Annotated in this window: 24 protein-coding genes; 9 read left to right on the top strand and 15 right to left on the bottom strand. The window is 72.6% G+C overall.

All coding sequences use genetic code 11. The annotated features are described in order from the left end of the window. Positions 1-24 precede the first annotated feature (24 nt). Positions 25-1,788, top strand: a complete 1,764-nt coding sequence (locus A37W_RS0110815; RefSeq protein ID WP_156169346.1) for a glycosyltransferase family 2 protein — start codon at positions 25-27, stop codon at positions 1,786-1,788. On the opposite strand, the gene A37W_RS0110810 is transcribed toward A37W_RS0110815, so the two are convergent. Continuing rightward, entirely contained in the window at positions 1,760-2,404 is a 645-nt protein-coding gene (locus A37W_RS0110810) for a GntR family transcriptional regulator (RefSeq protein ID WP_018303057.1), read from the bottom strand. The two genes, A37W_RS0110815 and A37W_RS0110810, sit on opposite strands and share 29 nt — an antisense overlap. A gap of 94 nt (positions 2,405-2,498) precedes the next feature. On the opposite strand from A37W_RS0110810, the gene A37W_RS0110805 reads away from it, so the two are divergent. Then, positions 2,499-3,143, top strand: coding sequence for a pyrimidine 5'-nucleotidase (locus A37W_RS0110805; RefSeq protein ID WP_018303056.1), 645 nt, complete (start codon positions 2,499-2,501; stop codon positions 3,141-3,143). Between the two features lie 41 nt (positions 3,144-3,184). Then, on the top strand, positions 3,185-4,393 hold the full coding sequence (locus A37W_RS0110800) for a UbiH/UbiF family hydroxylase (protein ID WP_018303055.1): 1,209 nt from the start codon (positions 3,185-3,187) through the stop codon (positions 4,391-4,393). Positions 4,394-4,522: 129 nt separating this feature from the next. Here A37W_RS0110800 and A37W_RS0110795 read toward each other — a convergent pair whose 3' ends face one another. Genes A37W_RS0110795 through A37W_RS0110785 form a run of 3 tightly spaced genes read right to left on the bottom strand, consistent with a single transcriptional unit; the run spans position 4,523 to position 6,673 of the window. Next, positions 4,523-5,680 carry an aminotransferase class V-fold PLP-dependent enzyme gene (locus A37W_RS0110795; RefSeq protein ID WP_018303054.1) on the bottom strand — a complete coding sequence of 386 codons (1,158 nt, stop codon included), beginning with the start codon at positions 5,678-5,680 and terminating at the stop codon, positions 4,523-4,525. Continuing rightward, positions 5,667-6,200 (bottom strand): Lrp/AsnC family transcriptional regulator, encoded by a 534-nt coding sequence (locus tag A37W_RS0110790; RefSeq protein WP_018303053.1) that lies wholly within the window; start codon positions 6,198-6,200, stop codon positions 5,667-5,669. The genes A37W_RS0110795 and A37W_RS0110790 overlap by 14 nt, the downstream gene beginning before the upstream one ends. Further along, positions 6,197-6,673, bottom strand: a complete 477-nt coding sequence (locus A37W_RS0110785; RefSeq protein ID WP_018303052.1) for an Lrp/AsnC family transcriptional regulator — start codon at positions 6,671-6,673, stop codon at positions 6,197-6,199. Before A37W_RS0110785 ends, A37W_RS0110790 begins: the two co-directional genes overlap by 4 nt. Before the next feature lie 116 nt (positions 6,674-6,789). On the opposite strand from A37W_RS0110785, the gene ilvC reads away from it, so the two are divergent. Next, positions 6,790-7,812, top strand: a complete 1,023-nt coding sequence (ilvC, locus tag A37W_RS0110780; RefSeq protein WP_018303051.1) for a ketol-acid reductoisomerase — start codon at positions 6,790-6,792, stop codon at positions 7,810-7,812. 95 nt (positions 7,813-7,907) lie between these two features. Here ilvC and A37W_RS21535 read toward each other — a convergent pair whose 3' ends face one another. The 11 genes from A37W_RS21535 to A37W_RS0110725 all read right to left on the bottom strand — a co-directional run bounded on the left by A37W_RS21535 (position 7,908) and on the right by A37W_RS0110725 (position 21,125). Then, complete coding sequence (locus A37W_RS21535; RefSeq protein WP_018303050.1) at positions 7,908-8,441, bottom strand: carboxymuconolactone decarboxylase family protein; 534 nt, start codon at positions 8,439-8,441, stop codon at positions 7,908-7,910. A gap of 67 nt (positions 8,442-8,508) precedes the next feature. Continuing rightward, the gene (gene glmM / locus A37W_RS0110770) at positions 8,509-9,858 is read right to left on the bottom strand and encodes a phosphoglucosamine mutase (RefSeq protein WP_018303049.1); all 1,350 of its coding nucleotides are present in this window, start codon (positions 9,856-9,858) and stop codon (positions 8,509-8,511) included. Beyond that, a complete protein-coding gene (gene folP, locus A37W_RS0110765; RefSeq protein WP_018303048.1) occupies positions 9,851-10,843 on the bottom strand; it encodes a dihydropteroate synthase in 993 nt (330 codons plus the stop codon). Before folP ends, glmM begins: the two co-directional genes overlap by 8 nt. Next, a complete protein-coding gene (locus tag A37W_RS0110760; protein ID WP_018303047.1) occupies positions 10,840-11,724 on the bottom strand; it encodes a dihydroneopterin aldolase in 885 nt (294 codons plus the stop codon). Before A37W_RS0110760 ends, folP begins: the two co-directional genes overlap by 4 nt. Positions 11,725-11,811: 87 nt before the next feature. Next, complete coding sequence (locus A37W_RS0110755) at positions 11,812-12,483, bottom strand: cell wall hydrolase (protein WP_018303046.1); 672 nt, start codon at positions 12,481-12,483, stop codon at positions 11,812-11,814. Between the two features lie 170 nt (positions 12,484-12,653). Next, positions 12,654-15,209 (bottom strand): putative PEP-binding protein, encoded by a 2,556-nt coding sequence (locus tag A37W_RS0110750; RefSeq protein WP_018303045.1) that lies wholly within the window; start codon positions 15,207-15,209, stop codon positions 12,654-12,656. Positions 15,210-15,428: 219 nt separating this feature from the next. Then, positions 15,429-17,567, bottom strand: coding sequence for a glycine--tRNA ligase subunit beta (gene glyS, locus A37W_RS0110745; RefSeq protein WP_018303044.1), 2,139 nt, complete (start codon positions 17,565-17,567; stop codon positions 15,429-15,431). A gap of 85 nt (positions 17,568-17,652) precedes the next feature. Beyond that, the gene (locus A37W_RS0110740) at positions 17,653-18,510 is read right to left on the bottom strand and encodes a DUF1206 domain-containing protein (RefSeq protein WP_018303043.1); all 858 of its coding nucleotides are present in this window, start codon (positions 18,508-18,510) and stop codon (positions 17,653-17,655) included. A gap of 427 nt (positions 18,511-18,937) precedes the next feature. Next, positions 18,938-19,669 (bottom strand): amino acid ABC transporter ATP-binding protein, encoded by a 732-nt coding sequence (locus tag A37W_RS0110735; protein ID WP_018303042.1) that lies wholly within the window; start codon positions 19,667-19,669, stop codon positions 18,938-18,940. Then, positions 19,666-20,340 carry an amino acid ABC transporter permease gene (locus tag A37W_RS0110730; RefSeq protein WP_018303041.1) on the bottom strand — a complete coding sequence of 225 codons (675 nt, stop codon included), beginning with the start codon at positions 20,338-20,340 and terminating at the stop codon, positions 19,666-19,668. Before A37W_RS0110730 ends, A37W_RS0110735 begins: the two co-directional genes overlap by 4 nt. A gap of 8 nt (positions 20,341-20,348) precedes the next feature. Beyond that, positions 20,349-21,125, bottom strand: a complete 777-nt coding sequence (locus tag A37W_RS0110725; protein ID WP_018303040.1) for an amino acid ABC transporter substrate-binding protein — start codon at positions 21,123-21,125, stop codon at positions 20,349-20,351. Positions 21,126-21,462: 337 nt separating this feature from the next. Between A37W_RS0110725 and A37W_RS0110720 the strand changes: the two genes are divergently transcribed. Genes A37W_RS0110720 through A37W_RS0110700 form a run of 5 tightly spaced genes read left to right on the top strand, consistent with a single transcriptional unit; the run spans position 21,463 to position 26,087 of the window. Further along, entirely contained in the window at positions 21,463-22,290 is an 828-nt protein-coding gene (locus A37W_RS0110720; protein ID WP_018303039.1) for an ABC transporter ATP-binding protein, read from the top strand. Then, the gene (locus A37W_RS0110715) at positions 22,287-23,282 is read left to right on the top strand and encodes a FecCD family ABC transporter permease (protein WP_229666033.1); all 996 of its coding nucleotides are present in this window, start codon (positions 22,287-22,289) and stop codon (positions 23,280-23,282) included. Before A37W_RS0110720 ends, A37W_RS0110715 begins: the two co-directional genes overlap by 4 nt. A gap of 2 nt (positions 23,283-23,284) precedes the next feature. After that, positions 23,285-24,295, top strand: a complete 1,011-nt coding sequence (locus A37W_RS0110710; protein ID WP_156169348.1) for a FecCD family ABC transporter permease — start codon at positions 23,285-23,287, stop codon at positions 24,293-24,295. Between the two features lie 11 nt (positions 24,296-24,306). After that, positions 24,307-25,263: an iron-siderophore ABC transporter substrate-binding protein gene (locus tag A37W_RS0110705; protein ID WP_018303036.1), complete on the top strand. Its 957-nt coding sequence runs from the start codon at positions 24,307-24,309 to the stop codon at positions 25,261-25,263. Then, the gene (locus A37W_RS0110700) at positions 25,260-26,087 is read left to right on the top strand and encodes a hypothetical protein (protein WP_018303035.1); all 828 of its coding nucleotides are present in this window, start codon (positions 25,260-25,262) and stop codon (positions 26,085-26,087) included. Before A37W_RS0110705 ends, A37W_RS0110700 begins: the two co-directional genes overlap by 4 nt. Positions 26,088-26,142 lie beyond the last annotated feature (55 nt).

Genomic DNA, 26,142 nt, shown 5'->3' with positions numbered 1-26,142 from the left:
ACCGCGAATTAACCAAGGCGCGGAATGGTACCTCCGACAGGGGGCGCCATGGCACGGAACGACCGACAGGACGCGTTGCCGGCGAAGGCTGCGGCGAACACCGCGACGCGGCCCCTCCGGCCCGGCCGACCGGGGACGATCCCCTTCGATCGCGGGGCGGTGCGTCCCGACCCCTCCCTGGCCGGCCGGCTTCCGCCGCAGGACTGGCTGCGTCTCGGCGTTCTTCCCTGGCGCCGCCTGGGCGGGGCGACGGTCGTCCTGACCGATCGGCCGCGGCAGGGGCGAACGGCCGTGAGCTGGCTGGAGTCGCTCTTCGGCCCGATCCGCTTCGCGGTCTGCGACCGGGCGACCCTTCGCGACGCGTTGATCGAGGTGGCAGGGCCCGAACTCGTCGCCCGCGCCGAGACCCGGGTTCGCGCCGCCGAGAGCTGCCGCGGCCTGACGGCGGGGCGCCGCACCGCCTGGAGCCTCCTCGCCGCGCTGGCGGCGGCGGCGGTGTCGCTGACCTCGCCCGCGACGCTCCTCACCGCGCTGATGGGCCTCGTCCTGCTGACGCTCGTCGCGACGACGCTTCTCAAGCTGGCCGCCCTCCTCGCGACCCTGCGGGCCGGACCCCCGGTCGGGGAGATGACGACGGACATGCCCGATATCCTGCCGCTCATCTCCCTTCTCGTTCCCCTCTACCGGGAGACGGAGATCGCGGCCCACCTTCTGCAGCGGCTCGAGGCGCTGGACTACCCGCCCGACCGGCTGGATCTGTGCCTGATCCTCGAGGCGGACGATGCGACCACGGCCGCCACCCTCGCGGAGGCTGCGCTTCCCCCCTACGCGCAGATCGTCACCGTCCCGGAGGGCACGCTGCGGACCAAGCCACGGGCGCTGAACTTCGCTCTGGACTTTGCGCGGGGGTCCATCATCGGCATCTACGATGCCGAGGACGCGCCTGCGCCGGACCAGCTCCGTCTCGTCGCGGCGCGGTTCGCCAAGGCCGGCCCGAGGACCGCCTGCCTGCAGGGCAGCCTCGACTATTACAACACCTCGGCGAACTGGCTCGCCCGGTGTTTCACTCTGGAATATGCCGGCTGGTTCCGGGTTGTCCTGCCGGGCCTCGTCCGGCTGGGCCTCGTCGTGCCGCTGGGGGGGACGACCCTGTTCCTGCGCCGTGCGGCGATCGAAGCGGTGGGCGGCTGGGACGCCCACAACGTGACCGAGGATGCCGACCTCGGCATCCGCCTCGCCCGCCACGGCTACGCCACCGAGATGATCGGCACGGTCACGCAGGAGGAGGCGAACGCCCGCGCCTGGCCCTGGGTGCGCCAGCGGACGCGCTGGCTCAAGGGCTATGCCGCGACCTGGGCCGTGCACAGCCGGCGGCCCTCGCGGCTGGTCCGCGACCTCGGCCTCTGGCGCGCCGCCGGACTGCAGGTGCTGCTCCTCGGCACGCTGACGCAGTTCCTGCTGGCTCCGGTGCTGTGGGGTATCTGGTGGCTCGCCGCCGATGCCGATGCCGGCGCCGGCACGGCCGGGCGCGGGGCGCTGCTGGCCATCACCGTGCTGGCGCTCGCCGTGGACGCGGCGGTTCTGACGCTCGGTGCGGTGCGGGCGGGCAAGGGGCGGCTGTGCGTCTGGATTCCGACGACGCTGCTCTACTTTCCGCTCGCGACCGTCGCGGCGTGGCGCGCCCTGTCGGAATTGCTGGTGCGCCCGTTCTACTGGGACAAGACCACCCATGGGCAGTCACTGCCGCAATGGTCCGTCCCTAACCCGCCCGGTCGGCATCCAGCTTGAGCCGGGTCATGAAGGCGCGGCTGATATGCTGCCGCAGGGCCGCCTCGGCGGCGTCACCGTCGCCCGCCTCGATCGCCCCGACGATGGCCGCATGCTCGTCGAGGGCGCCCACCGCCCGCCCCTCCGCCGCGAGGGAAGTCGAGGCGAGGAGCGCCATCGACCGGTGCACGAGGTCCAGCTGCCGCATCAGGAACCTGTTGTGCGAGGCGAGGTGGATCTGCATGTGGAACCGCCGGTTCGCCCGCGCCAGCGCCTGCGGATCCCCCGCGATGGCGCGGTCGGCCTCCAGCATCTCGCGCAGGACCTGCACCTCCTCCGGCGTCGCGTGCCGCGCGGCGAGACGGGCGGCCAGTCCCTCCAGCTCTCCGCGCACGACGTAGAGGTCCGACAGCTCGGTGTGGTCGAGCGAGGCGACCATGAGCGACCGCCCGTCGCGGGCCAGCAGCCCCTGCGTCTCGAGCCGCTGCAACGCCTCGCGGATCGGCGTTCGGCTGACGCCGAAGCGCTCGGCCAGCTCGCTCTCCACCAGTCGGTCGCCGGGGCGGTAGAGCCCGGCATCGATCGCGTCGAGCACCAGCGCGTAGGCGTCCCGCGGCGGGCTGCGGCCCTCGTCCATGCCGGATCCTCCTTCGCGCGCAACCTACGCCCCCGAGTGGGGCGCGATCAAGGCGATGGTGGACGACGGTATACAAGCGGTCTAGACCGGCCGCATGGTCCGCGCCGCCTTTTCCCACGTCCGCGCCTGGGTCTTCGACCTGGACAATACGCTGTATCCGCCGGAGGCGCGCCTGTTCGACCAGATCGAGGTCCGGATGACGGCGTGGGTGATGTCCGCCCTCGGCGTGGACGCGGCCGAGGCGGACCGGCTGCGCGCCGACTACTGGCGGCGCTACGGCACGACGCTCGCGGGCCTGATGGCAGAGCATGGCGTAGATCCCGCGCCCTACCTGACCGACGTGCACGAGATCGACCTGGGCCACCTCGCGCCCGACCCCGCCCTCGCCGCCGCCATCGCCCGTCTGCCGGGGCGGCGGATCGTCTACACCAACGGGTCCGAGCCCTACGCCCGCCGGGTGCTGGCCGCGCGCGGGCTGACGGACTGCTTCGACGCGATCTACGGGGTGGAGCACGCGAACTTCCTGCCCAAGCCCGAGCAGGCGGCGTTCGAGGCGGTCTTCGCCCTCGACGGCCTCTCGCCGTCCGAGGGCGCGATGTTCGAGGACGACCCCCGCAACCTCGCCGCGCCGCACGCGATGGGGATGCGGACGGTGCTGGTGGGGCCCCAGGCGCATCTCCACGACCACATCCACCACCACACGTCCGATCTCGCGGGTTTTCTGTCGCAGCTGACCTGAGCCGGCTTTCCGCCCCGGCCGCCGCGGCCTAGATGTCGGGCATGGCGGACGACAGCTGCGACATCTTCATCTCCGGCGGCGGCGTCGCGGGCCTCGCGGCGGCCGCGGTGTTCGGCGCCGCGGGTCTTTCGGTCACGGTCGCGGACCCGGCGCCCCCGGTGACGGACGCGGGTTCCGACGGCGCCGACCTGCGGACGACGGCGTTCCTGCGTCCGGCGCGCGACCTGCTCGTCGAGGCGGGCCTGTGGGCGCGGCTGGAGGCCGACGCGACGCCGCTGAAGGTCATGCGCATCGTCGACGCCGGCGGCGCACGCACGGTGCCGCGTGTCTCCCGCGACTTCGACGCCGCCACGATCGGCGAACCGGCCTTCGGGTGGAACCTGCCGAACTGGCTGCTGCGGCGGGAGCTGGCGGCGCGGCTCGACGAGCTTCCGGGCGTGGACTTCCGGCCGGGCGTCGGGTTCCGCGGCCTGCTGGCGCGGGACGACGCCGCGCTGGTGACGCTCAGCGATGGGGCGCGGCTTCGCGCGCGGCTGGTCGTCGGCGCGGACGGCCGCGATTCGCCGGTGCGCGAGGCGTCGGGGATCGGTGTGCGGCGGGTGCGCTATGGCCAGAAGGCGGTGGTCTTCGCGGTGACCCACAGCCGGCCGCACGACGGCGTCTCGACCGAGGTGCACCGCGACGGCGGCCCGTTCACGCTGGTGCCCTTGCCCGACCGCGACGGCCTGCCCTGCTCGTCGGTCGTCTGGATGGTGCGGGGGCCGGAGGCGGCGCGCCTGATGGCTCTCGGCGAAGCGGCCTTCGCGGCGGAGGCGACGGACCGCTCGGCCGGGGCGCTCGGCCCGCTGACGCCGGTCGGGCGGCGGCAGGCCTGGCCCATCGTCAGCCAGATGGCGAACGCCCTGACGGCGCGCCGCGTGGCGCTGGTGGCCGAGGCGGCCCACGTCGTGCCGCCGATCGGGGCGCAAGGGCTGAACATGTCGCTGGAGGACGTGTCGACCCTGCGCGACCTCGCCCTTGCCCGGCCCGAGGGGCTGGGAGAGCGCGAGATGCTGGACGCCTACGCCCGCCGTCGGCACCCCGAGATCGCCGCCCGGCTCGCCGGGGTGGACCTCCTGAACCGGGCGTCGATGGCGGGGGCGCCGCCGCTGACGGCGCTGCGGGCGGCGGGGTTGGCCGCTCTGCACGACGTCCGGCCGGTGCGGCAGGCGCTGATGCGGCTGGGTCTGGGCGCGCTCGGGCGGCGCTAGGGCAAAAGACGACGGTATCACCCGAGCACGAGGGCAGCGTGTGGCCGCGGTCGGACGCTCCGGTTGCGGGCAGGATCAGGGGCGACGGGCGCAAGGTGGATCGGAAACCCGTCCCGAGGGGTGGCCGCCCTACCCCGCCGGCCCCAGCACCTTGTCCAGCACCGGCTCCAGCCGCGCCAGCGTCGCGTCCACGTCGCGCAGCTTGTCGAGCCCGAAGAGGCCCAGCCGGAACGTGCGGAACCCCTCGCCCTCGCCGACCTGAAGCGGCACGCCAGCGGCGATCTGCATCCCCTCCGCCAGAAAGGCCCGCCCGGTCTGCACCTCGGCGTCGCCGGTGTAGCTGACGACCACGCCCGGCGCGCCGAACCCCTCCGCAGCGACCGAGCGCACGCCCCGCGCCGCGAGCGTCTCGCGGACCCGTCGGCCGAGCTCCCGCTGCGCCGCCTTCGCCGCGTCGAAGCCGAAGGCCTTCGTCTCCAGCATGGCGTCGCGGAAGTCGCGCAGCCCGTCCGTCGGCATCGTGGCATGGTAGGCGTGTCCGCCCCCCTCGTAGGCCGCCATGATCGCGCGCCATTTCCTGAGGTCGAGCGCGAAGGAATCCGTCGTCGTCTCCTCCAGCCGCGCCACCGCCCGGCCCGACATCATCACGAGCCCCGCCGACGGCGTGGCCGACCAGCCCTTCTGCGGCGCGGAGATCAGCACGTCGACGCCGGTCGCACCCATGTCCACCCAGATCGCGCCGGACGCGATGCAGTCGAGGACCATCAGCGCGCCCACCTCGTGCGCCGCCGCTGCCAGCGCGGTCACGTACTCGTCCGGCAGGATGATCCCCGCCGACGTCTCGACGTGAGGCGCGAAGACGACGTCCGGACGCGTCTCGCGGATCCTGGACGTCACCTCGCCGATCGGCGGCGGGGCGAAGGGGCTGTCCGGAGCGTTGCCCTCGCTCCGCGCCATCGCCACCACCGTCTCGTCCGCGAAGCCCCCGGCCTCGAAGATCTGCGTCCAGCGGTACGAGAACCAGCCGTTGCGGACGATCAGCGCCCTGGCGCCGCGGCCGAACTGCCGCGCGACCGCCTCCATCGCGTAGGTGCCGCCGCCGGGGACCACGGCCACCGCCTCGGCGCGGTAGGCCTCCTTCAGCGTGGCCGAGATGTCGGTCATCACGCCCTGGTAGGCCCGGCTCATGTGGTTGAGCGCGCGGTCGGTGAAGACCACCGAGAATTCCGCAAGTCCGTCCGGATCCACCGGCCGCCGGATCGTGCCGGGTCCCTCACTCGCTGCCATGCGCCTGCCCTCCTGTAGTGCGCGCACGTTCTCCCCTGTCCCCGGCCGGATCACAAGCCGTCCCTCGGATCGGGCCCGGCCGCCGCTCCTCGGACAGCATCACGTTCGCCTCGACCTGCCCCACCCCGGGCAGCGTCATGATCCGCCGCCGCAGCACCCGCTCGAAGTCGGCGAGGTCGCGGGCGACGACGCGCAGGCGGTAGTCGTAGAGGCCGAGCATGTGCTCCACCCGCTGCACCTCGCGGATGGCCGTGACCGCGCGTTCGAAATCCTCGAGGCTGGCGCGGCCCTTGGCGGCGAGCTTGATACCGAGGAAGACGGTCACGCCGAACCCCAGCCGCGCGGCGTCCAGTTCCAGCCGACGCCCGGCGATCACGCCCGCCTCCTCCAGCCGGCGGACCCGCCGCCACGCCGCGGGCTGGCTGAGGCCGAGGCGACGGCCCAGCGCGGCGGCGCTGAGCCTTGCGTCCCGGGCTAACGCGGCAAGGAGGGCGCGGTCGGTCTCGTCGAGCTCGATCACAGCGGCAGCGCCTCGTCCGCCTTCACCGTGGCGACGGTCATCAGAGATTCGATGTCGGCGATGTGCGGCAGGGTCAGGATGCGGTCGCGGTAGACGGCCTGGTAATGGGCGAGGTCGGTCGCGATCACGCCGAGGCGCACGTCCACCCGCCCGAGGAAGGTCTGGATCTCCGTCACCTCCGGCACCTGCCGGGCGGCGTTCAGGAACTCGTCGAAGGCGCGCGGGTGCGACTTCTCCAGCGTGATGCGCAGGCTCACATCTACCGCGTAGCCGAGGGCCCGCCAGTCGATGACCGCCCGGACGCCGCGGATGACGCCCGCCTCCTCCAGCCGGGCGAGGCGGCGGGTCACGCGGCTGGCGGCAACCCCGGCGCGCTCTCCCAGCTCGGCATGGCCGAGCGACGGCTCGGCCTGCAGGTAGCGCAGAAGGCGGCGATCGAGATCGCCGAGAATGATTTCCTCGCTTTCGGCCATGGGTGCGCATGCCTCCTTCGCATGTCCCCCAAATACGCACTCCCGCGCTTCTCGTCACGCGCGACGTTCGGGATTATGACCGGCGCCGGGAACGACCAATCGGAAGGACGAAGAACATGCGCGTCTACTACGACCGCGACTGCGACGTGAACCTCATCAAGGACAAGAAGGTGGCGATCCTCGGCTACGGCAGCCAGGGCCACGCCCACGCGCTGAACCTGCGCGACAGCGGCGCCAAGAACGTCGTGGTGGCGCTGCGCGAGGGCTCGCCCAGCAAGGCCAAGGCCGAGGGCGAGGGCCTGCAGGTGATGGGCATCGCCGAGGCGGCGGCCTGGTGCGACCTCATCATGTTCACCATGCCCGACGAGCTGCAGGCCGCGACCTACAAGCAGTACGTCCACGACAACCTGCGCGAGGGCGCGGCGATCGCCTTCGCGCACGGCCTGAACGTGCATTTCGGCCTGATCGAGCCGAAGCCCGGCGTCGACGTCATCATGATGGCGCCCAAGGGCCCCGGCCACACGGTGCGCGGCGAGTACGTCAAGGGCGGCGGCGTCCCCTGCCTCGTCGCCGTCCACCAGGACGCGACCGGCCGCGCGATGGAGTTCGGCCTGTCCTACTGCTCCGCCATCGGCGGCGGCCGCTCCGGCATCATCGAGACGAACTTCCGCCAGGAATGCGAGACCGACCTCTTCGGCGAACAGGCGGTGCTCTGCGGCGGCCTGGTGGAGCTGATCCGCATGGGCTTCGAGACGCTGGTCGAGGCGGGCTACGAGCCCGAGATGGCCTATTTCGAGTGCCTGCACGAGGTGAAGCTGATCGTGGATCTCATCTACGAGGGCGGCATCGCGAACATGAACTACTCGATCTCGAACACCGCCGAATACGGCGAGTACGTCGCGGGCCCCCGCATCCTGCCCTACGACGAGACGAAGGCGCGGATGAAGGCGGTGCTGCGCGACATCCAGACCGGCAAGTTCGTCCGCGACTTCATGCAGGAGAACGCCGTCGGCCAGCCGATGTTCAAGGCGACCCGCCGGATCAACGACGAGCACCAGATCGAGCAGGTGGGCGAGAAGCTGCGCGCGATGATGCCCTGGATCTCCAAGGGCAAGATGGTCGACCGGGCCAAGAACTGATCGGTCCCGCCGACACGGAAAGGGCGCCCCGCGGGGCGCCCTTCTTCGTTCACCTCGTCCAGAGCGGCGGCTCCCGCGCCGGATGTCGCAGCCCGTCAGCCGGCGGCGATCGGCCGGCCAAGGACGAGCGCGGAGGTGAGTGCGGGCGGCAGGTCGGCGTAGTCCGGGTCGGGCCGGGCGCCGACCGCGTCGAGGTACTTGGCGAAGAAGCAGCGCAGGGACGCCGTCGCCGCGAGGGCCGACACGGTCGCCTCGTCCGCGCCGGCGTCGCGCAGTCGCTCGACCGCCTCCGGCTCGACCGAAGCGGCATCGCGGGCGATGGCAGAGGCGTAGTCCATCGCGGCCGCCTCGAGCGGCGACAGGCCCTCGCGGCGTAGCGCGGCCAGGATCGCGTCCCCGTCCATGCCGAGGCCGATCAGCTGGCGGGAATGGGCGAGCGCGCAGTAGCTGCTGCGCAGCTCCACCGCCGCCGCGAGCGTGGCGAGTTCGTAGAGCCGCGGCGGCAGGCTGGCGCGGACGGCGGCGGACAGGGTCTGCCAGCCGGCATAGATGCCGGGCTGCCAGTCGAACGCCCGTTCGTAGTTCGGACGCCCGTCAGGGGCGTCCGGCCGATCATGAAGGAAGGACATGGCAGCGCTCCGCGACCCGGTTGCGCGACCGACGCTACGACCGCGACCCCGAGTCGCGCAATCGGCCTCAGGCGGCGACCGAGGCGGCCTCCACCTCGGCGACGATGCCCTCGACGACCTGGCGCAGCAGCGCCTCGTCCTCGCATTCGGCCATGACGCGCACCAGCGGCTCGGTCCCCGACTTGCGGATCAGCAGCCGGCCGCGACCCTGCAGCCGGCCCTCGGCGTCGGTGATCGCGCGGCGCACCTGCGCCTGCGCCAGCGGATCGGTGCCGGCGGCGAAGCGCACGTTCTTCAGCAGCTGCGGCACCTGTGTGAATTGACGGGCCAGCGCGCTCGCCGTCTGCCCGGTCTCGACCATCGCGGCGAGGAACTGCAGCCCGGCGAGCAGGCCGTCGCCGGTGGTGGCGTAGTCGGTCATCACGATGTGGCCCGACTGCTCGCCGCCGAGGTTCCAGCCGCCGCGGCGCATCGCCTCGACCACGTAGCGGTCGCCGACCTTCGTCCGCTCCAGCCGCAGGCCGCGGCCGCCGAGGAAGTGCTCCAGCCCGAGGTTCGACATCACCGTGGCGACGAGGGTGCCGCCCGACAGCCGCCCCTCGGACGCCCAGCGCGCGGCGAACAGCGCCATCAGCTGGTCGCCGTCGGCCACCTGCCCGTTCTCGTCGAGGATCATCACACGGTCGGCGTCGCCGTCGAGGCAGATGCCGACATCGGCGCCGTGGGTCACGATCGCCTCGGCCGCCGCGCGCACGCTGGTGGAGCCGACGCCGTCGTTGATGTTGGTCCCGTTCGGCTGGGTGCCGACGGGCACGACGTCCGCGCCCAGCTCCCACAGCACTTCGGGGGCGACCTTGTAGGCGGCGCCGTGGGCGCAGTCGATCACGACCTTCAGCCCGTCCAGACGGCGGCCGTGCGGGAAGGTGGACTTCACCCGCTCGGCATATCGGAAGCGACCGTCGTCGATCCGCTTGGCGCGGCCGATGTTCGAGGCCTGCGCCGGCTCGATGTCGCTGGCGACGAGGCGCTCGATCTCGGCCTCGGCCTCGTCCGAAAGCTTGAAGCCGTCGGGGCCGAAGAACTTGATCCCGTTGTCGTTGTGCGGGTTGTGGCTGGCCGAGATCATGATCCCGACGTCGGCCCGCATCGACGTGGTGAGCAGGCCCACCGCCGGCGTCGGCACGGGGCCGAGCAGCAGCACGTTCATGCCGGTGGAGGTGAGGCCCGCGGTCAGCGCGTTCTCGAACATGTAGCCCGACAGGCGCGTGTCCTTGCCGATCACCACCCGGTGCCCGTTGGAGCCGTCGTTGCGGAAGTAGCGGCCCGCCGCCGCGCCGATCCGCAGCGCCATCTCGGCGGTCATCGGCCAGTCGTTGGCCGTGCCGCGCACGCCGTCCGTTCCGAAGAGCCTACGCATCGTCCTGTCCCACTCCGCTCACTGCCTCGTGCAGGCTGATCGCCTGTCTTGTCTCCATCGTATCGTGGACGCGCACGATCTGCACGCCTTGCGCGATGCCCCAGAGGGCGACAGCGACCGATCCGGCCGTCCGGTCCCTGGGCTCGGGCGCGTTGCCGAGAGTTCCGATGAACCGCTTGCGCGACGCGCCGAGCAGGATCGCCGGGCCGAGGGCATGATAGCCGGCGAGGTGGCGAAGCAGACTCACGTTGTGTTGCAGCGTCTTTCCGAAGCCGATGCCGGGGTCGAGGATCACCCGCTCGGCCGCGATCCCGGCGGCGTCGGCGGCGTCCAGGCGGCGGGCGAGCCAGTCCGCGACCTCGGCCACGACGTCGGCGTAGGTCGGATCCCGCTGCATGGTGGCGGGGTCGCCCTTGGCGTGCATCAGGCAGACCGGAACGCGGTGCTCGGCGACGACGCGGGCCATGTCGGCGTCATAGGTCATCGCGGCGACGTCGTTCACCATGTCGGCGCCGGCTGCGAGGGCGGCCGCGGCGACGCGGGCCTTGCGGGTGTCGATGCTGATCGGCGTCGTGATCCCCTCGGCCCGGATCGCGCGGATCGCGGGAACGGTGCGGGCGATCTCGTCCGCCTCGGGCACCTCGGCCGCACCGGGGCGGGTGGATTCGCCGCCGATGTCGAGGATATCGGCGTGGGCTGCCATCGCCCGGGCGCGCGCGATCAGCGCTGCGGGGGCGGTGAGGTCGCCGCCGTCGGAGAAGCTGTCGGGCGTGACGTTGAGGATGCCCATGATCCGCGGCCGGTCGAGCGTGAGGCCGCAGAGGCCGGGCCGCTGCCGGAACAGGCGGTCGCGCAGGGCGGCGGGCAGGTCCGCGGCGTCGGTGACGGTCTCGCCGTCCAGCACGCGGTCGAACCAGGCGAGGCGGCTGCCGGCCAGCGGCAGGGCGGCGGGAGGACGCGGGCCGCTGCCGGCGAGGGGGATCATGCGTCCCCCAGGCGGTCGAGGGTGTGGACCGGGACCTCCGCCACCGGGGCCGGGCCGCCGACGACGGCGATGGAGGCGGCGCCGATCTCTCTCGCGAGCCACGCGGCGAGGGCGGAGGGCGTCACATCCGCCGGCGGCGCGGCGGCGCCGAGGACCAGGCGCGAGGGCGCCCAGACGGCGGGGCGGCCGCGACGCAGCGCCCAGTCGATCTCGGTCCGCGAGGCGGCGACGACGAGGTCCGGCGCCGCGGCGGCGAACAGCCACGCCGCCTGGTCGAGCGCGAGAAGGTCGATGCGCGTCTGCGCCTCGGGCGTGGCCGCGCGGGGGGCCGGGCCCGCGCCGGCGAGGAGGAGCGCCGGGCGTCCGGCGAGGCGGGCGACGAGGGCGGGCAGCGCGGCGTCCTCCGCGGCGCCGGCGGGCAGGACCCAGACGTCGGCGGGCGGCAGCGGCTCGGGCGCGGCAGTGCCGCGATGCTCCGCCCCGCGCACGATCTCGACGCCGAGGGCGCCGGGCCCGCGGTCGAGCTTCTGCACGCGGACGAAGACGCGCTCCGCCTGCGGCTCGGCGAGGAGGCGGGCCGCGATGTTGTCCGCGAGCGTCTCGAGCAGGTCGAGGCGGCGGGCGGCGAGTTCGTGCCCGATCGCCTCGGCGATGCGGTCGTAGCTGAGGATCGCGTCGACTTCGTCGCCCGCCTCGGCGCCCGTTACCTCGACCACGACGTCGAACTGCAGGCGCTGGGTACGGCCCCGCTCTTCCTCGAACGCGCCGATCTCGGCCTCGGCAACGTGGCCGCGCAGCGAGATCCGGTCGCGGGGGCCGGGTGCGGTGGCGGCGGCCCGTTCCTCGGGATGGGCGAAGGCGAGGCGCGTCTCGTCGGTCATGTCAGGGTTTCCCGGCCGGGGTCGGGCCGGTCTGTACCGCCGCCGTGCGCGCCGGGCAACCTCGCGCGTCGCGTGGACCGACCCCGCTCAGGTCGTGCGGACGGGGGCGCGGTAGAACAGGTGGGCGCCGATCTGCGCGGTGCGCGACAGGCGGCCGGCCCAGGACGGATTGACGGCGCGGGTGTGGTAGTGCGTGGCGCCGGCGGTCAGGGTGCGCGGCGCGCCGTCCAGCATGGCGCGGGCGATCTTGCCGGCCACCTGCCAGGCGATCGGCTCGTGGATCGCCTCGGCGGTGCCGTCGCAGGTGTAGGTGAACTGGCAGGCGTAGAGGCGGCCGGTGCCCTGGTTGATGACGCCGCACACGCTGCCGGGATAGTCGCCGCGGTCGACCCGGTTCAGGATCACCTCGGCGACCGCGAACATCCCCTCGACGCTCTCGCCCCGCGCCTCGAAGTAGAGCGCCTCGGCCAGGCACCGCCACTCGGCCCCGCCCGTCGCGACCGGCTGGCGCGCGACCCAGAGGGCGGTGCGGGCAAAGGCGGTGGGGTCGGTCTCGATTCCGCGGGCCGCCGCCGGGGGCGGCGCGGTGAGTGCGTCGAGCGAGGTCGAGGGGAGTACGTCGAGCGCCTGCCGCTCCTGTCCCAGCAGGTCGCCCAACCGGTGCGCGAGACCGGTGTCGGCGATCGCGGCGACCGGCGCCGTCAGGCTGGCGGCGAGAAGAAGGAGCGGCGCGAAAGCGCGGAAGACGAAGAAAAGCATGCGGTTGGCCCCGTCAGTTGAAGCGGGGCCACCCCCGCCGGTCGGACGCGGTGCTAAAAAACGACGAACCGGGAGTCTATCTGATGCCTGTCGTCGCGTCCGTATCGGCGGGATTTCGCTGAACCGGAAATATCATTCCGGCACAGCAGGTTGCGGACCTATCCTGATCTTCAGCCCGAGGTTGCACGCTGCGCCGCAATGGCGAGTTGCGCGGCGGCCAGCCGTGCCGCCGGCACCCGGAAGGGCGAGCACGAAACGTAGTCGAATCCGCGATCCCGGCAGAACTCTATGGCCCGCCGGCTGCCCCCGTGCTCGCCGCAGATCGACAGCGTGATGTCGGGCCGGCCGCGGCGTCCGCGCTCGGCGCCGATCTGCACCAGCTCGCCCACCCCCTCGGTGTCGAGCAGGTGGAACGGATCCTCCTCGTAGACGCCCTGCGCCACGTAGGCGGACATGAAGCGCCCGGCGTCGTCGCGGCTGAGGCCGTAGGTCATCTGCGTCAGGTCGTTCGTGCCGAAGGACAGAAAGGCGGCGTGGGCGGCGATGTCGCCGGCGCGCAGGCAGGCCCGGGGCGTCTCGACCATGACGCCGAGCCGGTAGGTGAAGTCCCGCCCCGTCTCGGCCTTCACGGCCGCGGCGACCGCGTCGATCCGGCCCTTCACCAGTTCCACCTCGCGCATCGCGCTGACCAGCGGGATCATGATCTCGGGCACCACCGGCGCGCCGGAGCGGCTCGCCTCGACGGTCGCCTCGAAGATGGCGCGGGCCTGCATCTCGTAGATCTCGGGCACCGTCACGCCGAGACGGACGCCGCGCATGCCAAGCATCGGATTGTACTCCGCCAGCGCCTCGACCCGGCGCGTCACCTCGGCGAGCGGCAGGGCGAGACCTTCGGCAAGCTCGCGCAGGCCGGCGGTGTCGCCGGGCAGGAACTCGTGCAGCGGCGGATCGAACAGGCGGATGCAGACCGGCTGGCCGGCCATGATGTCGAACAGCCGCGCGAAATCGTCCCGTTGCAGCGGCAGCAGCCGGTCGAGCACGGCGCGGCGGTCGTCGCCGTCCTCGGCGAAGATCATCTCGCGCATCAGGCCGATCCGGTCGCCGTCGAAGAACATGTGCTCGGTCCGGCAGAGGCCGATCCCCTCGGCGGCGAAGTTGCGCGCGGTCTGCGCGTCGCGCGGCGTGTCGGCGTTGGCGCGCACGCCGATGTCGCGGAACCGGTCGGCCCACCCCAGCAGCGTCTCGACCGCGCCGCCGATCGCCGCCTCCAGCATCGGCGGCTCGCCCGCCAGCACCTCGCCCCGCGTGCCGTCGACCGTGACGATCTCGCCTTCGGCGAAGCGGCGGCCGTCGGGGGCGACGATCTGCCGGCGCTTGCGGTCGATGACGAGGTCCGAGGCGCCGACGACGCAGGGCACGCCGAGACCGCGGCCGATCACCGCGGCGTGGCTGGTCACGCCGCCCCGCAGCGTCACGACGGCCTTCGCGGCGGTCATGCCGCGGATGTCCTCGGGCGTCGTCTCGCGCCGGACGAGGATGCAGTCCTCGCCGCGGGACGCCGACGCCTGCGCCTCGGCCGAGCCGAAGACGATGCGGCCCGAGGCGGCCCCCGGGCTGGCGGCGATGCCCGAGACGACGAGATCGCGCCGCGCCGCGGGGTCGACCTGCCGGTGCAGCAGCTCGGACAGGGCCGACGGGGCGATGCGCATCACCGCCTCTTCCGGCGGGATCGCCCCGTCCTCGGCCAGCGCCACGGCGATCCGGACCGCCGCGCGGTTGCTGCGCTGGACGCGGACGGCGTCGAGGATGAAGAGCCGCTCCGCCTCCATCGTGAACTCGATCTGCATCTCCTCGCGCAGGCGCGTGCGGATCAGGCCGCCCATTCGGACCAGTTCGGCGAAGGCGTCAGGGCACAGATCCTGCAGCGAGGCGCCGCGGTCGTCCCGCGTCAGGTACATCGCGCGCGCCCCGGCGGCCAGCGCCTCGCGGCCCTGGCTCTGGCTGAGGTAGCGGCCGGTGATCTGCGGCTCGCCCGCCACCGGCTCCACGAACTGGATGACGCCCGAGCCCGATTCGTCGGGACCGACCCCGAGGGCCATCGCCTGCACCACGAGGCCGAGCCCGGCGTCGGCTGGCGCGCCCTTGGCCTGCCGCAGCAGGCGCGCCGACGTCCCCTCCCACGCCCGGGCCATGGAGCGCAGGACGCCGGCGAGCTGCACCCCGGTCGCCTGAGGAAAGGTCTCGTCCGCCTCGTCCTCGTAGGCCTCGAGCATCCGCGCCAGCGCGGCGGCGTCGGCGACGTCCGGCAGGTGGAACGGCTCGGGGTCGAGGCGGGCGACATGGACGGCGTAGGACTGGATGAAGCGCAGGTACAGGCCGGTCGCCGCCGCCTCGCCGATGCGGGGGCGCATCAGGGCGTGCCGCTCGTCGTTCATGCCGATGTTGAGGATCGCGCCGGGGCCGCCCCAGTCGGGGTCCTGGCTGGACGGCCGGACCGAGAGCAGCGGCGCCGGGCCGAAGTGCGACAGGATCGCCGGCACGTCCGGCATCCGGCCGCGGGCGATGCCGCGGATCGCGTCGAAGGACAGCGCCACGGTTGTCGGCACCGGCAGGTCGAGACGGATCAGGCGCTGCAGACACTTTGCCCGGCCGCCATGCACCGCCGGCGACATCGCCGCGGTGGGCGTGATCAGGGTGACGTCGTCGAAGAGGGCGTGTTGCTGCATCGCGGCATTCCTTCCGGTGCGCAACATAGAGGCGGCGCCGTCGCGGACCAAAGGAAACTTTCGCGGCTGCCGCGACCGGACCGGGGGGCGAAGAAAATTCGGCGAATTTTCGTCTGCGGACAGAGGGAAATTCATCGAATTTCCCTCGCGAGGCAGGCCCGCAGGCGGCGAGGAGCGCAGGCGGCGTCGGCGCGGCAACGCGCCGCGAGGCGCGCGCCCCTACCCCTCCAGTCGCCGCAGGTCCGCCACGTCGAGGCAGAGCCGCCGGATCCGGCTCAGCAGGTTCAGGCGGTTGCGCCGCACGACCTGCGCCTCGGCGTTCACCTGCACCGCCTCGAAGAAGGCGTCGATCGGCGCGCGCAGGTCGGCGAGCGCGGCCATGGCGGCGGCGAAGTTCTCGGCCTGCATCGCCGGGCCGATCTTCGCTTCCGCCGCGTCGAGCGCGTCGAACAGCGCCCGCTCCTCGTCGGCCTCGGCGAACTTGCGGTCGGCGCCGTAGCTGTACTCGACCCCGTCCTTCTCCTCGGCCTGGGTGAGGATGTTGTTGGCGCGCCTGAAGCCCTGGACGAGGTTCCCGCCGTCCTCGGTCTTGAGGAACGCCGCCAGCGCCTCGGCCCGCCGCACCAGCAGCGTCAGGTCGTCGGCGCCCGGCATGGCGAGGCAGGCGTCGATGACGTCGTGGCGAATGCCCTCGTCGCGGAGGTGGACCTTGAGGCGGTCGTGGAGGAAGGAGAGGAGGTCGCGGGCTTCAGACCAAGCCGCATCAATATGTGGCTGATCGTCGTCAAGCATGGACTGCACGTCGGAAGCCAAGTGTCCCGTCGGAGTAGGATGCCGTGCGATCCCGATCTGGATCAATTCGAAGATGTTGAGTCTGTGGCCCTGATCCAGGATTAGGCGCACCACCCCCAGCGCCGCCCGCCGCAGCGCGAAGGGGTCCTTCGACCCCGTCGGCTTTTCGTCGATGGCCCAGAAGCCTGTCAGCGTGTCCAGCTTGTCCGCCAGCGCCACCGCGACCGACACGGGCGCGGTCGGCACCGCGTCGGAGGGGCCCAAGGGGGAGTAGTGCTCGGCCGAGGCGGCGGCGACCTCCGCCGGCAAGCCGGCGGCCTCGGCGTAGTAACGGCCCATCGTGCCCTGCAGCTCGGGGAACTCGCCGACCATCTCGGACCGCAGGTCCAGCTTGGCCACCTGCGCGGCCGTCTCGGCGAGGTCCGGGTCGGCGCCGACCATCGGCGCGATCTCCCGCGCCAGCGCGGCCACACGGGCGATGCGGTCGGCCTGGGAGCCGAGGCGGCTCTCGAAGGTCACCGCCTTCAGCCCCACGCGCCATTCGTCCATGCCGGCCTTCGCCACGGCGAGGTCGTTCTCCCAGAAGAAGCGGGCGTCGGACAGGCGGGCGGCCAGGACCTTGCCGTTGCCGGCGAGGATGGTGGCGCCGTCGTCGGACGTCTCGATGTTGGCGACGGTGACGTAGCCCTCGATCCGACCGGACTTGGGATTGCGCACCGAGAAGAACTTCTGGTGCTCCTTCATCGAGGTCCGCAGCACCTCCGCCGGCAGGCCGAGGAAGTCTTCGCCGATGCGGCCCATCAGGACCACGGGCCACTCGACCAGCCCCGCGACCTCGGCCAGCAACCCCTCGTCCTCGACCACCTCCAGCCCGCGGGCGAAGGCGAGGTTGGCGGCGTCGTGGCGGATCGTCTCGGCCCGCTCCTCGGGGCGGAGGAGGACGCGGGCGCGCTTCAGCTTCGCCTCGTAATCGTCGAAGGACGACACGGCGAAGGCGTCCGGCGCCATGAAGCGGTGGCCGCGCGTGGTGGCGCCGGCTTTCAGGCCGTCCACCTCGAGCGGCACCACCTCGGCGCCGTCGTCGCCGGCGAGGAGGCACAGGATCGACTGCAGCGGCCGGACCCAGCGCAGGCGGCCCGCGCCCCAGCGCATCGACTTCGGCCAGGGGAAGGTGCGGATCGTCCGCTCCAGCACCTCGGCGACGATCTCCGCGGCGGTGCGGCCGGGCGTCTCGATGACGGCGAAGTAGGCCTGCCCCTTCTTGACGTCCCGGACCTCCAGCGCGTTGCGCGCCACGCCGGCGGAGCGGGCGAATCCGTCGACGGCGGCGTCCGGCGCACCCACGGCGGGCCCCTTGCGCTCCTCGCGGGTAGCGCGGCTCTCGGCGGTCAGGCCCTCCACCGACAGAGTCAGGCGGCGGGGCGTGGCGAAGGCGGCGGCGGAGGCGTAGGTGAGGCCCGCCTCGACCAGCCCGTCGGTCATCAGGCGCTTGAGGTCGTCCGACGCCCGCGCCTGCATCCGGGCGGGGATTTCCTCGGAGAAGAGTTCGATCAGCAGATCGGGCATGAGGGGCCGCCTTGTCCGTCGCGCGAAAGTCAGGCGCGACGGATAGAGGACGGGCCCCGAAGGGGCAAGGTCGGCCGGGGCAAGGTCAGCGGGCGGCGGCCTTCGCCTGGCGCTCCGCCTTCTGCGCCAGCGTGATCACGTCGCTGTCCGCGGCCTTCGGCACGACGCGCCATCCCGCTTCGATCACGTTGTAGACCGCGTAACAGATCAGCCCGACCGCAACGATGCCGAGGAGAACCTGCCCGTAGGCCTGCTGGCGGATGGTGGCGAAGGCGTCGCCGAAGCCGCCCGCCTGCTCGGCGTTGGACTGGATCGCGGCGAAGAGGACGAAGCCCCCGATCAGCGCGACCACGCCACCGAAGGCGATGAGGCCGACCTTGGCGAAGGGGACCAGCTTCTCCATCGTCGTGGTGGCGCGCAGGTAGCGGCGGAACTTCTCGGCATAGCCCTTGTAGATGTAGAACACGCCCGCGCCGATGATGACGAGACCGATGGCGCCGACGATCCAGCGACCCGCCGGCATGGCGAGGACTTCGGCGGTCCAGTGCTCGGCGCGGCTGTCCTCGCCGCTGCCGCCGGAGTTGCCCATGGCCAGCTGGATGGCGGTCACGCCGAGGGCGGCGTGGATGATGCCGGTCACGACCTGGCCGGTGCGCGCGATGAGGCCCTCGCCGTCGGTGCCGCGGTCCTCGAGATCCATCCAGGCGCACATCCAGCGCCAGATGGCGTAGAGCCACAGGCCGATGCCGATGACCCACAGCAGGAACGTGCCGAACGGCCAGCCGCGCAGCTGGTCGAGCGCGCCGCTCTGCCCCTCGGGCGCCTGCCCTCCGGTAATCGCGGCGGCGAGCGCGAGCCCGCCGATGATGACGTAGACGACGGCGCGGGCCGAATAGCCGGCGCGCATCGCCGGGACGACCCATCCGGGGGCTTGTTCGGACATGGACACGCTCCTCACGTTGCTGAGAGGAGCAACGCGGCAAGGGGCGTGGGTGGTTCCGACACGGGAGTCGGGAACCAGCGTTGATCTCGTCCAGCATTCAATCGACGATGACAACTGGGCTCGCGGGGCTGCGTCTGTGGTTCTCCACATCGCATCGAGCGGGCCTCCACTGGCCGCCGCACCGCGAGGCGCTCCGCCGACGACGAGCGAAGGCGAGTGCCGCGTTGACCGATGCTCGAAGATCCCCGGATGCGCCCTTTGCCGTCAGCAGCAGCGTCGTCGCGACGCTGCCTTCCGGACTCGCATCCTCCACGTTGACCCGCTGCACGCGGCGCAGATCCGGCGCGCGCCCGGTGCCAATCGGTTCGCCCGTTTGTCGGATCGCTGAGGCGGCACAAGAGCCGCGACGGCGGCCGACGCTGCGCTCTCAGCCGACCCGCCGCAGAAACCGCTGCAACCGCTCGTCCCGCGGAGACGACAGCAGGTCGGCCGGCGGGCCCTGCTCGACGATGCGGCCGCCGTCCATGAACAGGATCCGGTCCGCGATCTCGCGGGCGAAGGACATCTCGTGCGTGACGATCAGCATGGTCTGCCGCCGCTCCGCCACGCGGCGCATCAGGTCCAGCACCTCGCCCACCCATTCAGGGTCGAGAGCCGAGGTCGGCTCGTCGAACAGCATCAGCTCCGCGCCGATCGCCATCGCCCGGCCGATGCCGACGCGCTGCTGCTGCCCGCCGGACAGGGCGGCGGGATAGCTGTCGGCCTTGTCGGCGAGGCCGGTCTCGCCCAGCACCTCCATCGCCCGCGCCTCGGCCTCGGCCTTCGAACGGCCCTGCACGGTGACGAGCGCCTCCATGATGTTCTCCTTCGCCGTGCGGTTGGCGAAGAGCGCGTAGTTCTGGAACACGAAGGACGTCGCCCGCCGCAGGGCGAGGATGTCGCGCCGGCCGGCGCGGGCGGCGTCGACCGACACCGACCCGATCTCGATCCGCCCCGCCTCGGGCCGGTCGAGGAAGTTGAGGCAGCGCAGGAGGGTCGACTTGCCGGTCCCGGAGGGGCCGATGACGACGACCCGCTCGCCGTCCGCGATGTCGAGGTCGATGTCGTCCAGCACCGTGGTGGTGCCGAACCGCTTGGTGAGGCCGCGGACCCGGATCATCGCGCGAACGCCCTTCCCAGCCGCGTTTCGAGCTGCTTCTGCCCCTGGCTCAACACCTCGACGATGATCCAGTAGATCACCGCCACGACGAGGAACGCCTCGAAGTAGAGGAAGCTGCCCGACGCCTCCTTCTGCGTCGCGCCCATCATCTCGGTCACCCCCAGCGTGAAGGCCAGCGAGGTGCCCTTGATCATGTCGATGAAGTAGTTGACCAGCGTCGGCGCGGCTATTCGGGCGGCCTGGGGCAGCACGATCCGGCGCATCATCTGCCCTTGGGTCATGCCGATCGACTGGGCCGCCTCCCACTGGCTGCGGTCGACGCCGGTGATCGCGGCGCGGATCGCCTCGGCCATGTAGGCGGCGAAGTGCAGCGTCAGTCCCATGATCGCCGCCGTCACCCCGTTGATCTGGGTCAGGACGGACACGACCTGCGGCAGCCCGTAGTAGAACAGGAACAGCTGCACGAGCAGCGGCGTGCCGCGGAAGAAGCTGATGAACAGGATCACCAGCCAGTCCAGCCCCGGCACCCGCACCACGCGTTCCACCGCGAGGAGCGAGGCCAGGATCAGGGCGCAGACCATCGCCACCGCCGCCATGAACAGCGTCAGCGGCACGTAGCCCAGGATGACGGGCACCAGCCCCAGCATGTAGTCGAGGTCGAGCGCCCGCATCTCTCAGGTCAGTCCGCGTCGGTGGTGGCGGCCGTCGTGATGTCGCTGCCGAACCACTCCTGCGAGATCGCCTCCAGCGTGCCGTCCTCGCGCAGGGCGGTCAGCGCGGCGTCCACCCGGTCGCGCATCGCGCGGCCCTCCTCGTCGTCGCGGAACGGCAGGGCGTTGCGGATCTCGGAGAAGGGCTGCCCGGCCAGCTGCAGCGGCAGCGGGCTCTCGGCGATCACCTGGGCCGACGAGACGCGGTCCATGACGAAGGCATCGACCCGGCCGAGCGCCACGTCCTGCTCGATGTTTGATTCGTAGGTGCGGATGTCGATCTCGTCCGCGTTCGGCAGATCGCGCAGCAGCTGCTCGAAGTTCGAGCCGAGGTTGACCGCGACCGACCGGCCGGACAGGTCCTCGACCCCGCCGATCTCGTCGTTGCCCTCGCGCACGACAACCTGCGCGCCGTCGATGACGTAAGGTTGCGTGAAGACGAAGGCTTCCTCGCGTTCCGGCGTGATGGTGATCTGGTTGGCGATCGTGTCGATCCGGCCGGCATCCAGCGCGCCGATCAGGCCGGAGAAGGACATCGTCTCGAACTCGATGTCGAGGCCGGCCTCTTCGCCCACGGCGTTCATCACGTCGACCTCGAAGCCCTGCAGCTCGTCCTGGCGGACGAAGGTGAAGGGGAAGTAGCCGCCCGACATGCCGACCCGCAGCGTGTCGGCCTCCTGCGCGGCGAGCGGGCCCGGCAAGGCGGTGGCCGCGAGGCCGGCGGCGAGGATGAGCGATCTGAGCATCACGAGGCTCCTTTTCTGGTTTCGAGTCAGGAGGTGACGGCCGGCGCCGGAGCTTTCAACGCGTGCATCGGAAAAAGGCCGAGCGTCCACTCGTCGAACGAGGCAGCCGGACTGTTGTTCCACGAGCCGCCCTGCGGCGGAACCTGCGTTTCATGAAGCTGCGGCGGCGGCGATCGAGGCCGGCCGTGACGCCCGTCCGGCCTCTCATGATGTCGACTGCTGGCGAAAGGGACCACGGCCGTCTCGAGCGACGCCGCGCGCGCACTGCGAGGCGGAGCTTCCCGCTTGTGCCCCGAAAAAGATCCCGACTATAAAAGTCGGGAATCGAGGACCCCGCATGATCCCATCGCCCCCGTCGCGTTCCCCCGCCCTGTCCGCCCGGTCCCTCTCGGTCGGATATGGTGGCCTGCCGGTGCTGGCGCGCGTCGATCTCGACATTGCCCGAGGCGAGATGACGGCCCTCGTCGGGCCGAACGGCTGCGGCAAGTCCACTCTGCTCAAGGCCCTTGCCCGGGTGCTGCGGCCGTCCGCCGGCGGAGTGCTGCTGGACGACGCGCCGATCGCGCAGCTGCCGACGCGGACGGTCGCTCGCCGGCTGGCGCTGCTGCCGCAGGGGCCGGTGGCGCCCGAAGGGCTGACCGTGGAGGAGCTGGTCCGGCAGGGCCGCTTTCCCCACCGCACGCTGCTCCGCCCCTGGTCGCGGGAGGACGCCGCGGCGGTTGCGCGGGCGCTCGCGCAGACGGGACTGCAGGGCCTTGCCGGGCGTCCGGTCGCGACCCTCTCGGGCGGGCAGCGGCAGCGGGCGTGGATCGCGATGGTCCTGGCGCAGGACACGCCCCTGGTGCTGCTGGACGAGCCGACGACCTTTCTCGACCTCAAGGTGCAGGTGGACCTGATGGCGCTGCTCTCCCGCATCGTGCGCGAGGACGGGCGGACGATGGTGCTGGTCCTGCACGAGCTGAACCTCGCCAGCGCCTTCGCCGACCGGATCGTGATGATGCGGGACGGCCGGATCGTGCGGGACGGGACGCCGCGGGCGGTGATGCAGCCCGGCATCCTGCGCGAGGTCTTCGGGCTGGAGGCGGACGTGATCACCGATCCGGCCACCGGGCGGCCGGTCTGCCTGCCCCGGCCGGGGGCGGTTCGGACCCAGGCCGCGGCGTGACCGCGCGTCCTCTTCGTGCAGGCGGGGCGGTGGTCCTCGGCCTCGCCGTGCTGGGGGCCGTTCTCGTCGTCCATCTCGGCGTGGGGGCGAAGCCGATCGCGCTCGGCGACGTCTGGCAGGCGCTGCTCGCCCCGCGCGAGGGTGTCTACGACGACATCATCGTCCGCGAGATGCGCCTGCCCCGCGCCCTCTTCGCCGCCTGTGTCGGCGCGGCGCTGTCGATGGCCGGGGCCCTGCTGCAGGGCGTGACCCGCAATCCGCTGGCGGAGCCGGCGGTGCTGGGGCTGACCGCGGGGGCGAGCCTCGCGGTCGTCGCCGCGCTCGGCTGGCTCGGCCTCGCCGGCACGGCCGCGCTGCCCCTCGTCGCCGGCCTCGGCGCCGTGGGCGGGGCGGCGCTGACATTCGGCATCGCCCGCGCCGCGCCGGCGGGATCAGGCCCGCTGACGCTGGTCCTGTCGGGCATGGCGGTAATGACGTTCCTCAACGCCGGGCAGGAGGCGGTGACGCTGCTGAACGAGGCGGTGTTCGACCGGTTCCGGGTCTGGCTGTCCGGCTCGCTCGCGGCGGGCGACATGGCGGCGTTCCGGCACGCCCTGCCGCTCTTCGCGCTCGGCGGCGTCGCCGCGCTGGCGCTCTCCGGCCGGGTCACGGCGCTGGCGATGGGCGACGAGACGGCGGCCGGCCTCGGCGTCGACGTGGCGCGGACCCGGGGCGCGGCGCTGGCGGCGGTGGTGGCCCTGACGGCCGCGTCCGTCGCGCTCGCCGGGCCGATGTGGTTCGTCGGACTGGTCGTCCCGCACGCGGTGCGCCTCTTCGTCGGTGCCGACTACCGCCGGATCGTACCGGCCTCGGCGCTCGCCGGGGCAGTGTTCCTCATGCTCGTCGACATCGTGGCGCGCACCGTGCTGGCGCCGGTCGAGGTCTCCACCGGAATCGTCACCGCGCTCGTGGGCGCACCCGTCTTCATCGCCCTCGTGCGGGCGCGGTTGTGAGCGTGGCCGTCGCCCTCCGTCCCGCGCCGTCGCCGCGCCTCGTTGCGGCGGGGCTGGTCCTCGCGTGTGCCGCTCTTCTCGTCGCCGGCCTGATGAGCGGCGATTACGCCCTGTCGCCGGCCGAGGTGCTGGACACGCTGGCCGGCGATCCGCCCGCGCCGATGGCCGCGACGGTGGTGTGGGAGTTCCGGCTGCCCCGGGCCCTCGTCGCGTTCCTCGTCGGCGCGTTCCTCGCCCTTTCCGGGGCCCTCCTCCAGTCGCTGACCCGCAACCCCCTCGCCGATCCCGGCCTCGTCGGGATCAGCCAGGGCGCGGCCCTCGCCGTCGTGGCGGGCGCGGTCCTCGCCCCCGGCCTCGCGACCGGCGCCCGTCCGCTTCTGGCGCTCGGGGGCGCGCTCGCGGTGGCGGGTCTCGTCCTCAGCCTCTCCCGCTCGTCCCGCGACGGCGAGACGCTGCGCTTCGTCCTGATCGGCATCGGCCTGTCGGCGATGATCGCGGCCGTCACCCGCGCCTTCCTGACCTACGGCACCCTGGGCAGCGCGATGAGCTCTCTCGGCTGGCTCGCCGGGAGCCTGCACGCGGCGAGCTGGGTGGAGCTGCGGTGGCTGTCGCTCGCCGCCCTCGCCCTCCTGCCCGCGCTGGTCCTCGCGGTGCGCCCGCTGTCGGCGCTGCGCTTCGGGACGGAGGTGGCGACCGCCCTCGGCCTGCGCGCCCGCCCGGCGCGGGCGGCTCTGGTCGCGCTGGCGGTGGCGCTGGCGGGCGTGTCGGTCGCGGCCGCGGGGCCGCTCGCCTTCGTCGGCCTCGTCACGCCGCACCTCGCCCGCCGCCTCGCCCCCGCCGGGATCGGCGGCCACCTCGCCCTCACCGCGCTGGCCGGCGCCGCCCTGACCGCCGCGGCGGATCTGGCGGGCCGCCTGGCCTTCGCCCCGGTCCAGGTCCCCGCCGGCCTCGTCACCGCGCTGATCGGCGTGCCGATCTTCGTGGCGCTGATGCTGCGGCCCCAACCATCCTGAAGGAGATGACAATGCACCCGACACTCACGGCCGCCGCCCTGGCCCTGCTCGCCGCGCCCGCCGTGGCCCAGGATTATCCCCTGACCATCGAGACCAAGTTCGGCGAGACGGTGATCCCCGAACGCCCCGAGCGGATCGCGACCGTGGACTTCAACGGCGCAGACAACCTCCTCGCGCTCGGCGTGCAGCCCGTCGTGATCCGCGACTGGTTCGGCGACCGCCCCCGCGCCGTCTGGCCCTGGGCCGACGCGGTGATGGGGGAGACGCCCGAGATCCTGCGCGGCGACCTCAACTTCGAGCAGATCGCGGCGGCCGAGCCCGACCTCATCACCGCCGTCTGGTCCGGCATCACTGCCGAGGACTACCGCCAGCTCTCGCTCATCGCGCCGGTCGTCGCGGTGCCCGAGGGCACGGCGGACTATGCCCTGAGCTGGGCCGAGCAGGCGCGCATCGTCGGCCGCGCGATCGGGCAGGAGGACGAGGCCGAGGCGCAGATCGCGGCAATCGAGGCGCGGATCGAGGGGATGCGCGCGGCCCACCCGGACTGGCAGGGCCGCACCGCGACGCTGGCGACCTACTGGGACGGCACGCCGGGCATCTACCTGGAGGACGACACGCGGGTGATCCTGCTCGACGAGCTCGGTTTCGTCGCCAACCCGGTGGTGCAGGACCTGTCGGACAGCCACGAGTTCTACGCCGAGGTCTCGCCCGAGCGGATCGACGCGTTCGACAGCGACCTGCTGCTGTGGTTCGCCGACGAATACATGGCGGAGATGCAGGACCTGCCGTTCCGCTCCGCGCTGCCAGCGGTGCAGGAAGGGCGCGAGATCTTCCTCGGCCCGCTGATGACCAGCGCGTTCAGCCACGCCTCACTGTTGTCGCTGCCCTATCTCTTCGACGAGCTCGAGCCGCGGATCGCGCAGGCCTTCGACGGCGGCCTCCCCGAGGCGGAGGCGGTGACGGAGTGACCCTCCACGCCGACATCGGACGGGGCGCCTCCACGGCGCTGGCCGCCCTCGCGACGCCCGCGCCGGAGGCCGGCGCCTTCGCCGCGCGGCTGGTCGGCCCATCCGGGGCGGCGCTCGACCCGGCCCGGCTGACCGACGGCGCGGTCCGCGCGCTGATGGACGGCGAGGCCGCGGACGAGGATGGCGCGGACGACCGTCTGCGGGCCTGCTACCTGGTCGGCCGCATGGCGTCGGGCCTGTCGACGATCCTTGCCCGCCTCGCCCTCCGCGGCGTCGGGGTCGACGGCCTGGCCGCGGACGTGCGCCTTGTCCCGCGGCTTGAGGAATGGCGCGTCGACGGGGCGTCGGGCATCGTGCGGGTCTGGGACGTCTGCCTCACGGGCTCGTCGACGTGGAGTCCGGCCGATCCGCAGGCGCTCGGCCGTGCGGTCGAGCGGCCGTTCGCGCCGCTCGTCGGCGCGCTGCATCGCCTCTCGCGGCACGGCGAGACGGCGCTGTGGCGGCTGGTCGGCGACGCTCTGTCCGCCGCTCTACTCGACGAGGCCGTCCGGCTGGGACGGCCCGAGGACGGCATCGCCCTCGCCCGCACCATCCTCGCCGACCGCGGCACGGCCCTGTTCTGCCGGCAGACGGGTTTCGAGCGGATCGCCCTGCCCGAAGCGCCGCACCGGGACACCTGGATCCGCGTCCGTGGCGGCTGCTGCCGCTACTACACTCTCCCCTCCTCGGGGGGCGACTGTTGTGCGACCTGCGTCCTCAGGACCGGGGAGAGCCGGCGCGCGATCGTGCAGGCGCAGCTTCGGCAAGCGCCGAGCGGAGAATGAGCGACCGGGCGACCCGCCCGCCCGGAGCCCCGCGATCGCGGCGGCCGCAGTCGGC

It is taken from the genome of Wenxinia marina DSM 24838 (assembly GCF_000379485.1).
Taxonomy (GTDB): domain Bacteria; phylum Pseudomonadota; class Alphaproteobacteria; order Rhodobacterales; family Rhodobacteraceae; genus Wenxinia; species Wenxinia marina.
Note: the sequence above shows the minus strand (reverse complement) of the source record. Positions and strands in the feature narration are given on the sequence as shown.

Bases quoted from the DNA above. Each gene is read 5' to 3' on its own strand.
- A37W_RS0110805 (WP_018303056.1), top strand. From the start codon at position 2,499: ATGGTCCGCGCCGCCTTTTCCCACGTCCGCGCCTGGGTCTTCGACCTG.
- A37W_RS0110795 (WP_018303054.1), bottom strand. From the start codon at position 5,680: ATGGCAGCGAGTGAGGGACCCGGCACGATCCGGCGGCCGGTGGATCCG.
- glyS (WP_018303044.1), bottom strand. From the start codon at position 17,567: ATGCCCGATCTGCTGATCGAACTCTTCTCCGAGGAAATCCCCGCCCGG.
- A37W_RS0110740 (WP_018303043.1), bottom strand. From the start codon at position 18,510: ATGTCCGAACAAGCCCCCGGATGGGTCGTCCCGGCGATGCGCGCCGGC.
- A37W_RS0110750 (WP_018303045.1), bottom strand. From the start codon at position 15,209: ATGCAGCAACACGCCCTCTTCGACGACGTCACCCTGATCACGCCCACC.
- A37W_RS0110785 (WP_018303052.1), bottom strand. From the start codon at position 6,673: ATGGCCGAAAGCGAGGAAATCATTCTCGGCGATCTCGATCGCCGCCTT.
- folP (WP_018303048.1), bottom strand. From the start codon at position 10,843: ATGATCCCCCTCGCCGGCAGCGGCCCGCGTCCTCCCGCCGCCCTGCCG.
- A37W_RS21535 (WP_018303050.1), bottom strand. From the start codon at position 8,441: ATGTCCTTCCTTCATGATCGGCCGGACGCCCCTGACGGGCGTCCGAAC.
- glmM (WP_018303049.1), bottom strand. From the start codon at position 9,858: ATGCGTAGGCTCTTCGGAACGGACGGCGTGCGCGGCACGGCCAACGAC.
- A37W_RS0110760 (WP_018303047.1), bottom strand. From the start codon at position 11,724: ATGACCGACGAGACGCGCCTCGCCTTCGCCCATCCCGAGGAACGGGCC.
- A37W_RS0110730 (WP_018303041.1), bottom strand. From the start codon at position 20,340: ATGCGGGCGCTCGACCTCGACTACATGCTGGGGCTGGTGCCCGTCATC.
- A37W_RS0110810 (WP_018303057.1), bottom strand. From the start codon at position 2,404: ATGGACGAGGGCCGCAGCCCGCCGCGGGACGCCTACGCGCTGGTGCTC.
- A37W_RS0110720 (WP_018303039.1), top strand. From the start codon at position 21,463: ATGATCCCATCGCCCCCGTCGCGTTCCCCCGCCCTGTCCGCCCGGTCC.
- A37W_RS0110735 (WP_018303042.1), bottom strand. From the start codon at position 19,669: ATGATCCGGGTCCGCGGCCTCACCAAGCGGTTCGGCACCACCACGGTG.
- ilvC (WP_018303051.1), top strand. From the start codon at position 6,790: ATGCGCGTCTACTACGACCGCGACTGCGACGTGAACCTCATCAAGGAC.
- A37W_RS0110755 (WP_018303046.1), bottom strand. From the start codon at position 12,483: ATGCTTTTCTTCGTCTTCCGCGCTTTCGCGCCGCTCCTTCTTCTCGCC.
- A37W_RS0110800 (WP_018303055.1), top strand. From the start codon at position 3,185: ATGGCGGACGACAGCTGCGACATCTTCATCTCCGGCGGCGGCGTCGCG.
- A37W_RS0110815 (WP_156169346.1), top strand. From the start codon at position 25: ATGGTACCTCCGACAGGGGGCGCCATGGCACGGAACGACCGACAGGAC.
- A37W_RS0110705 (WP_018303036.1), top strand. From the start codon at position 24,307: ATGCACCCGACACTCACGGCCGCCGCCCTGGCCCTGCTCGCCGCGCCC.
- A37W_RS0110725 (WP_018303040.1), bottom strand. From the start codon at position 21,125: ATGCTCAGATCGCTCATCCTCGCCGCCGGCCTCGCGGCCACCGCCTTG.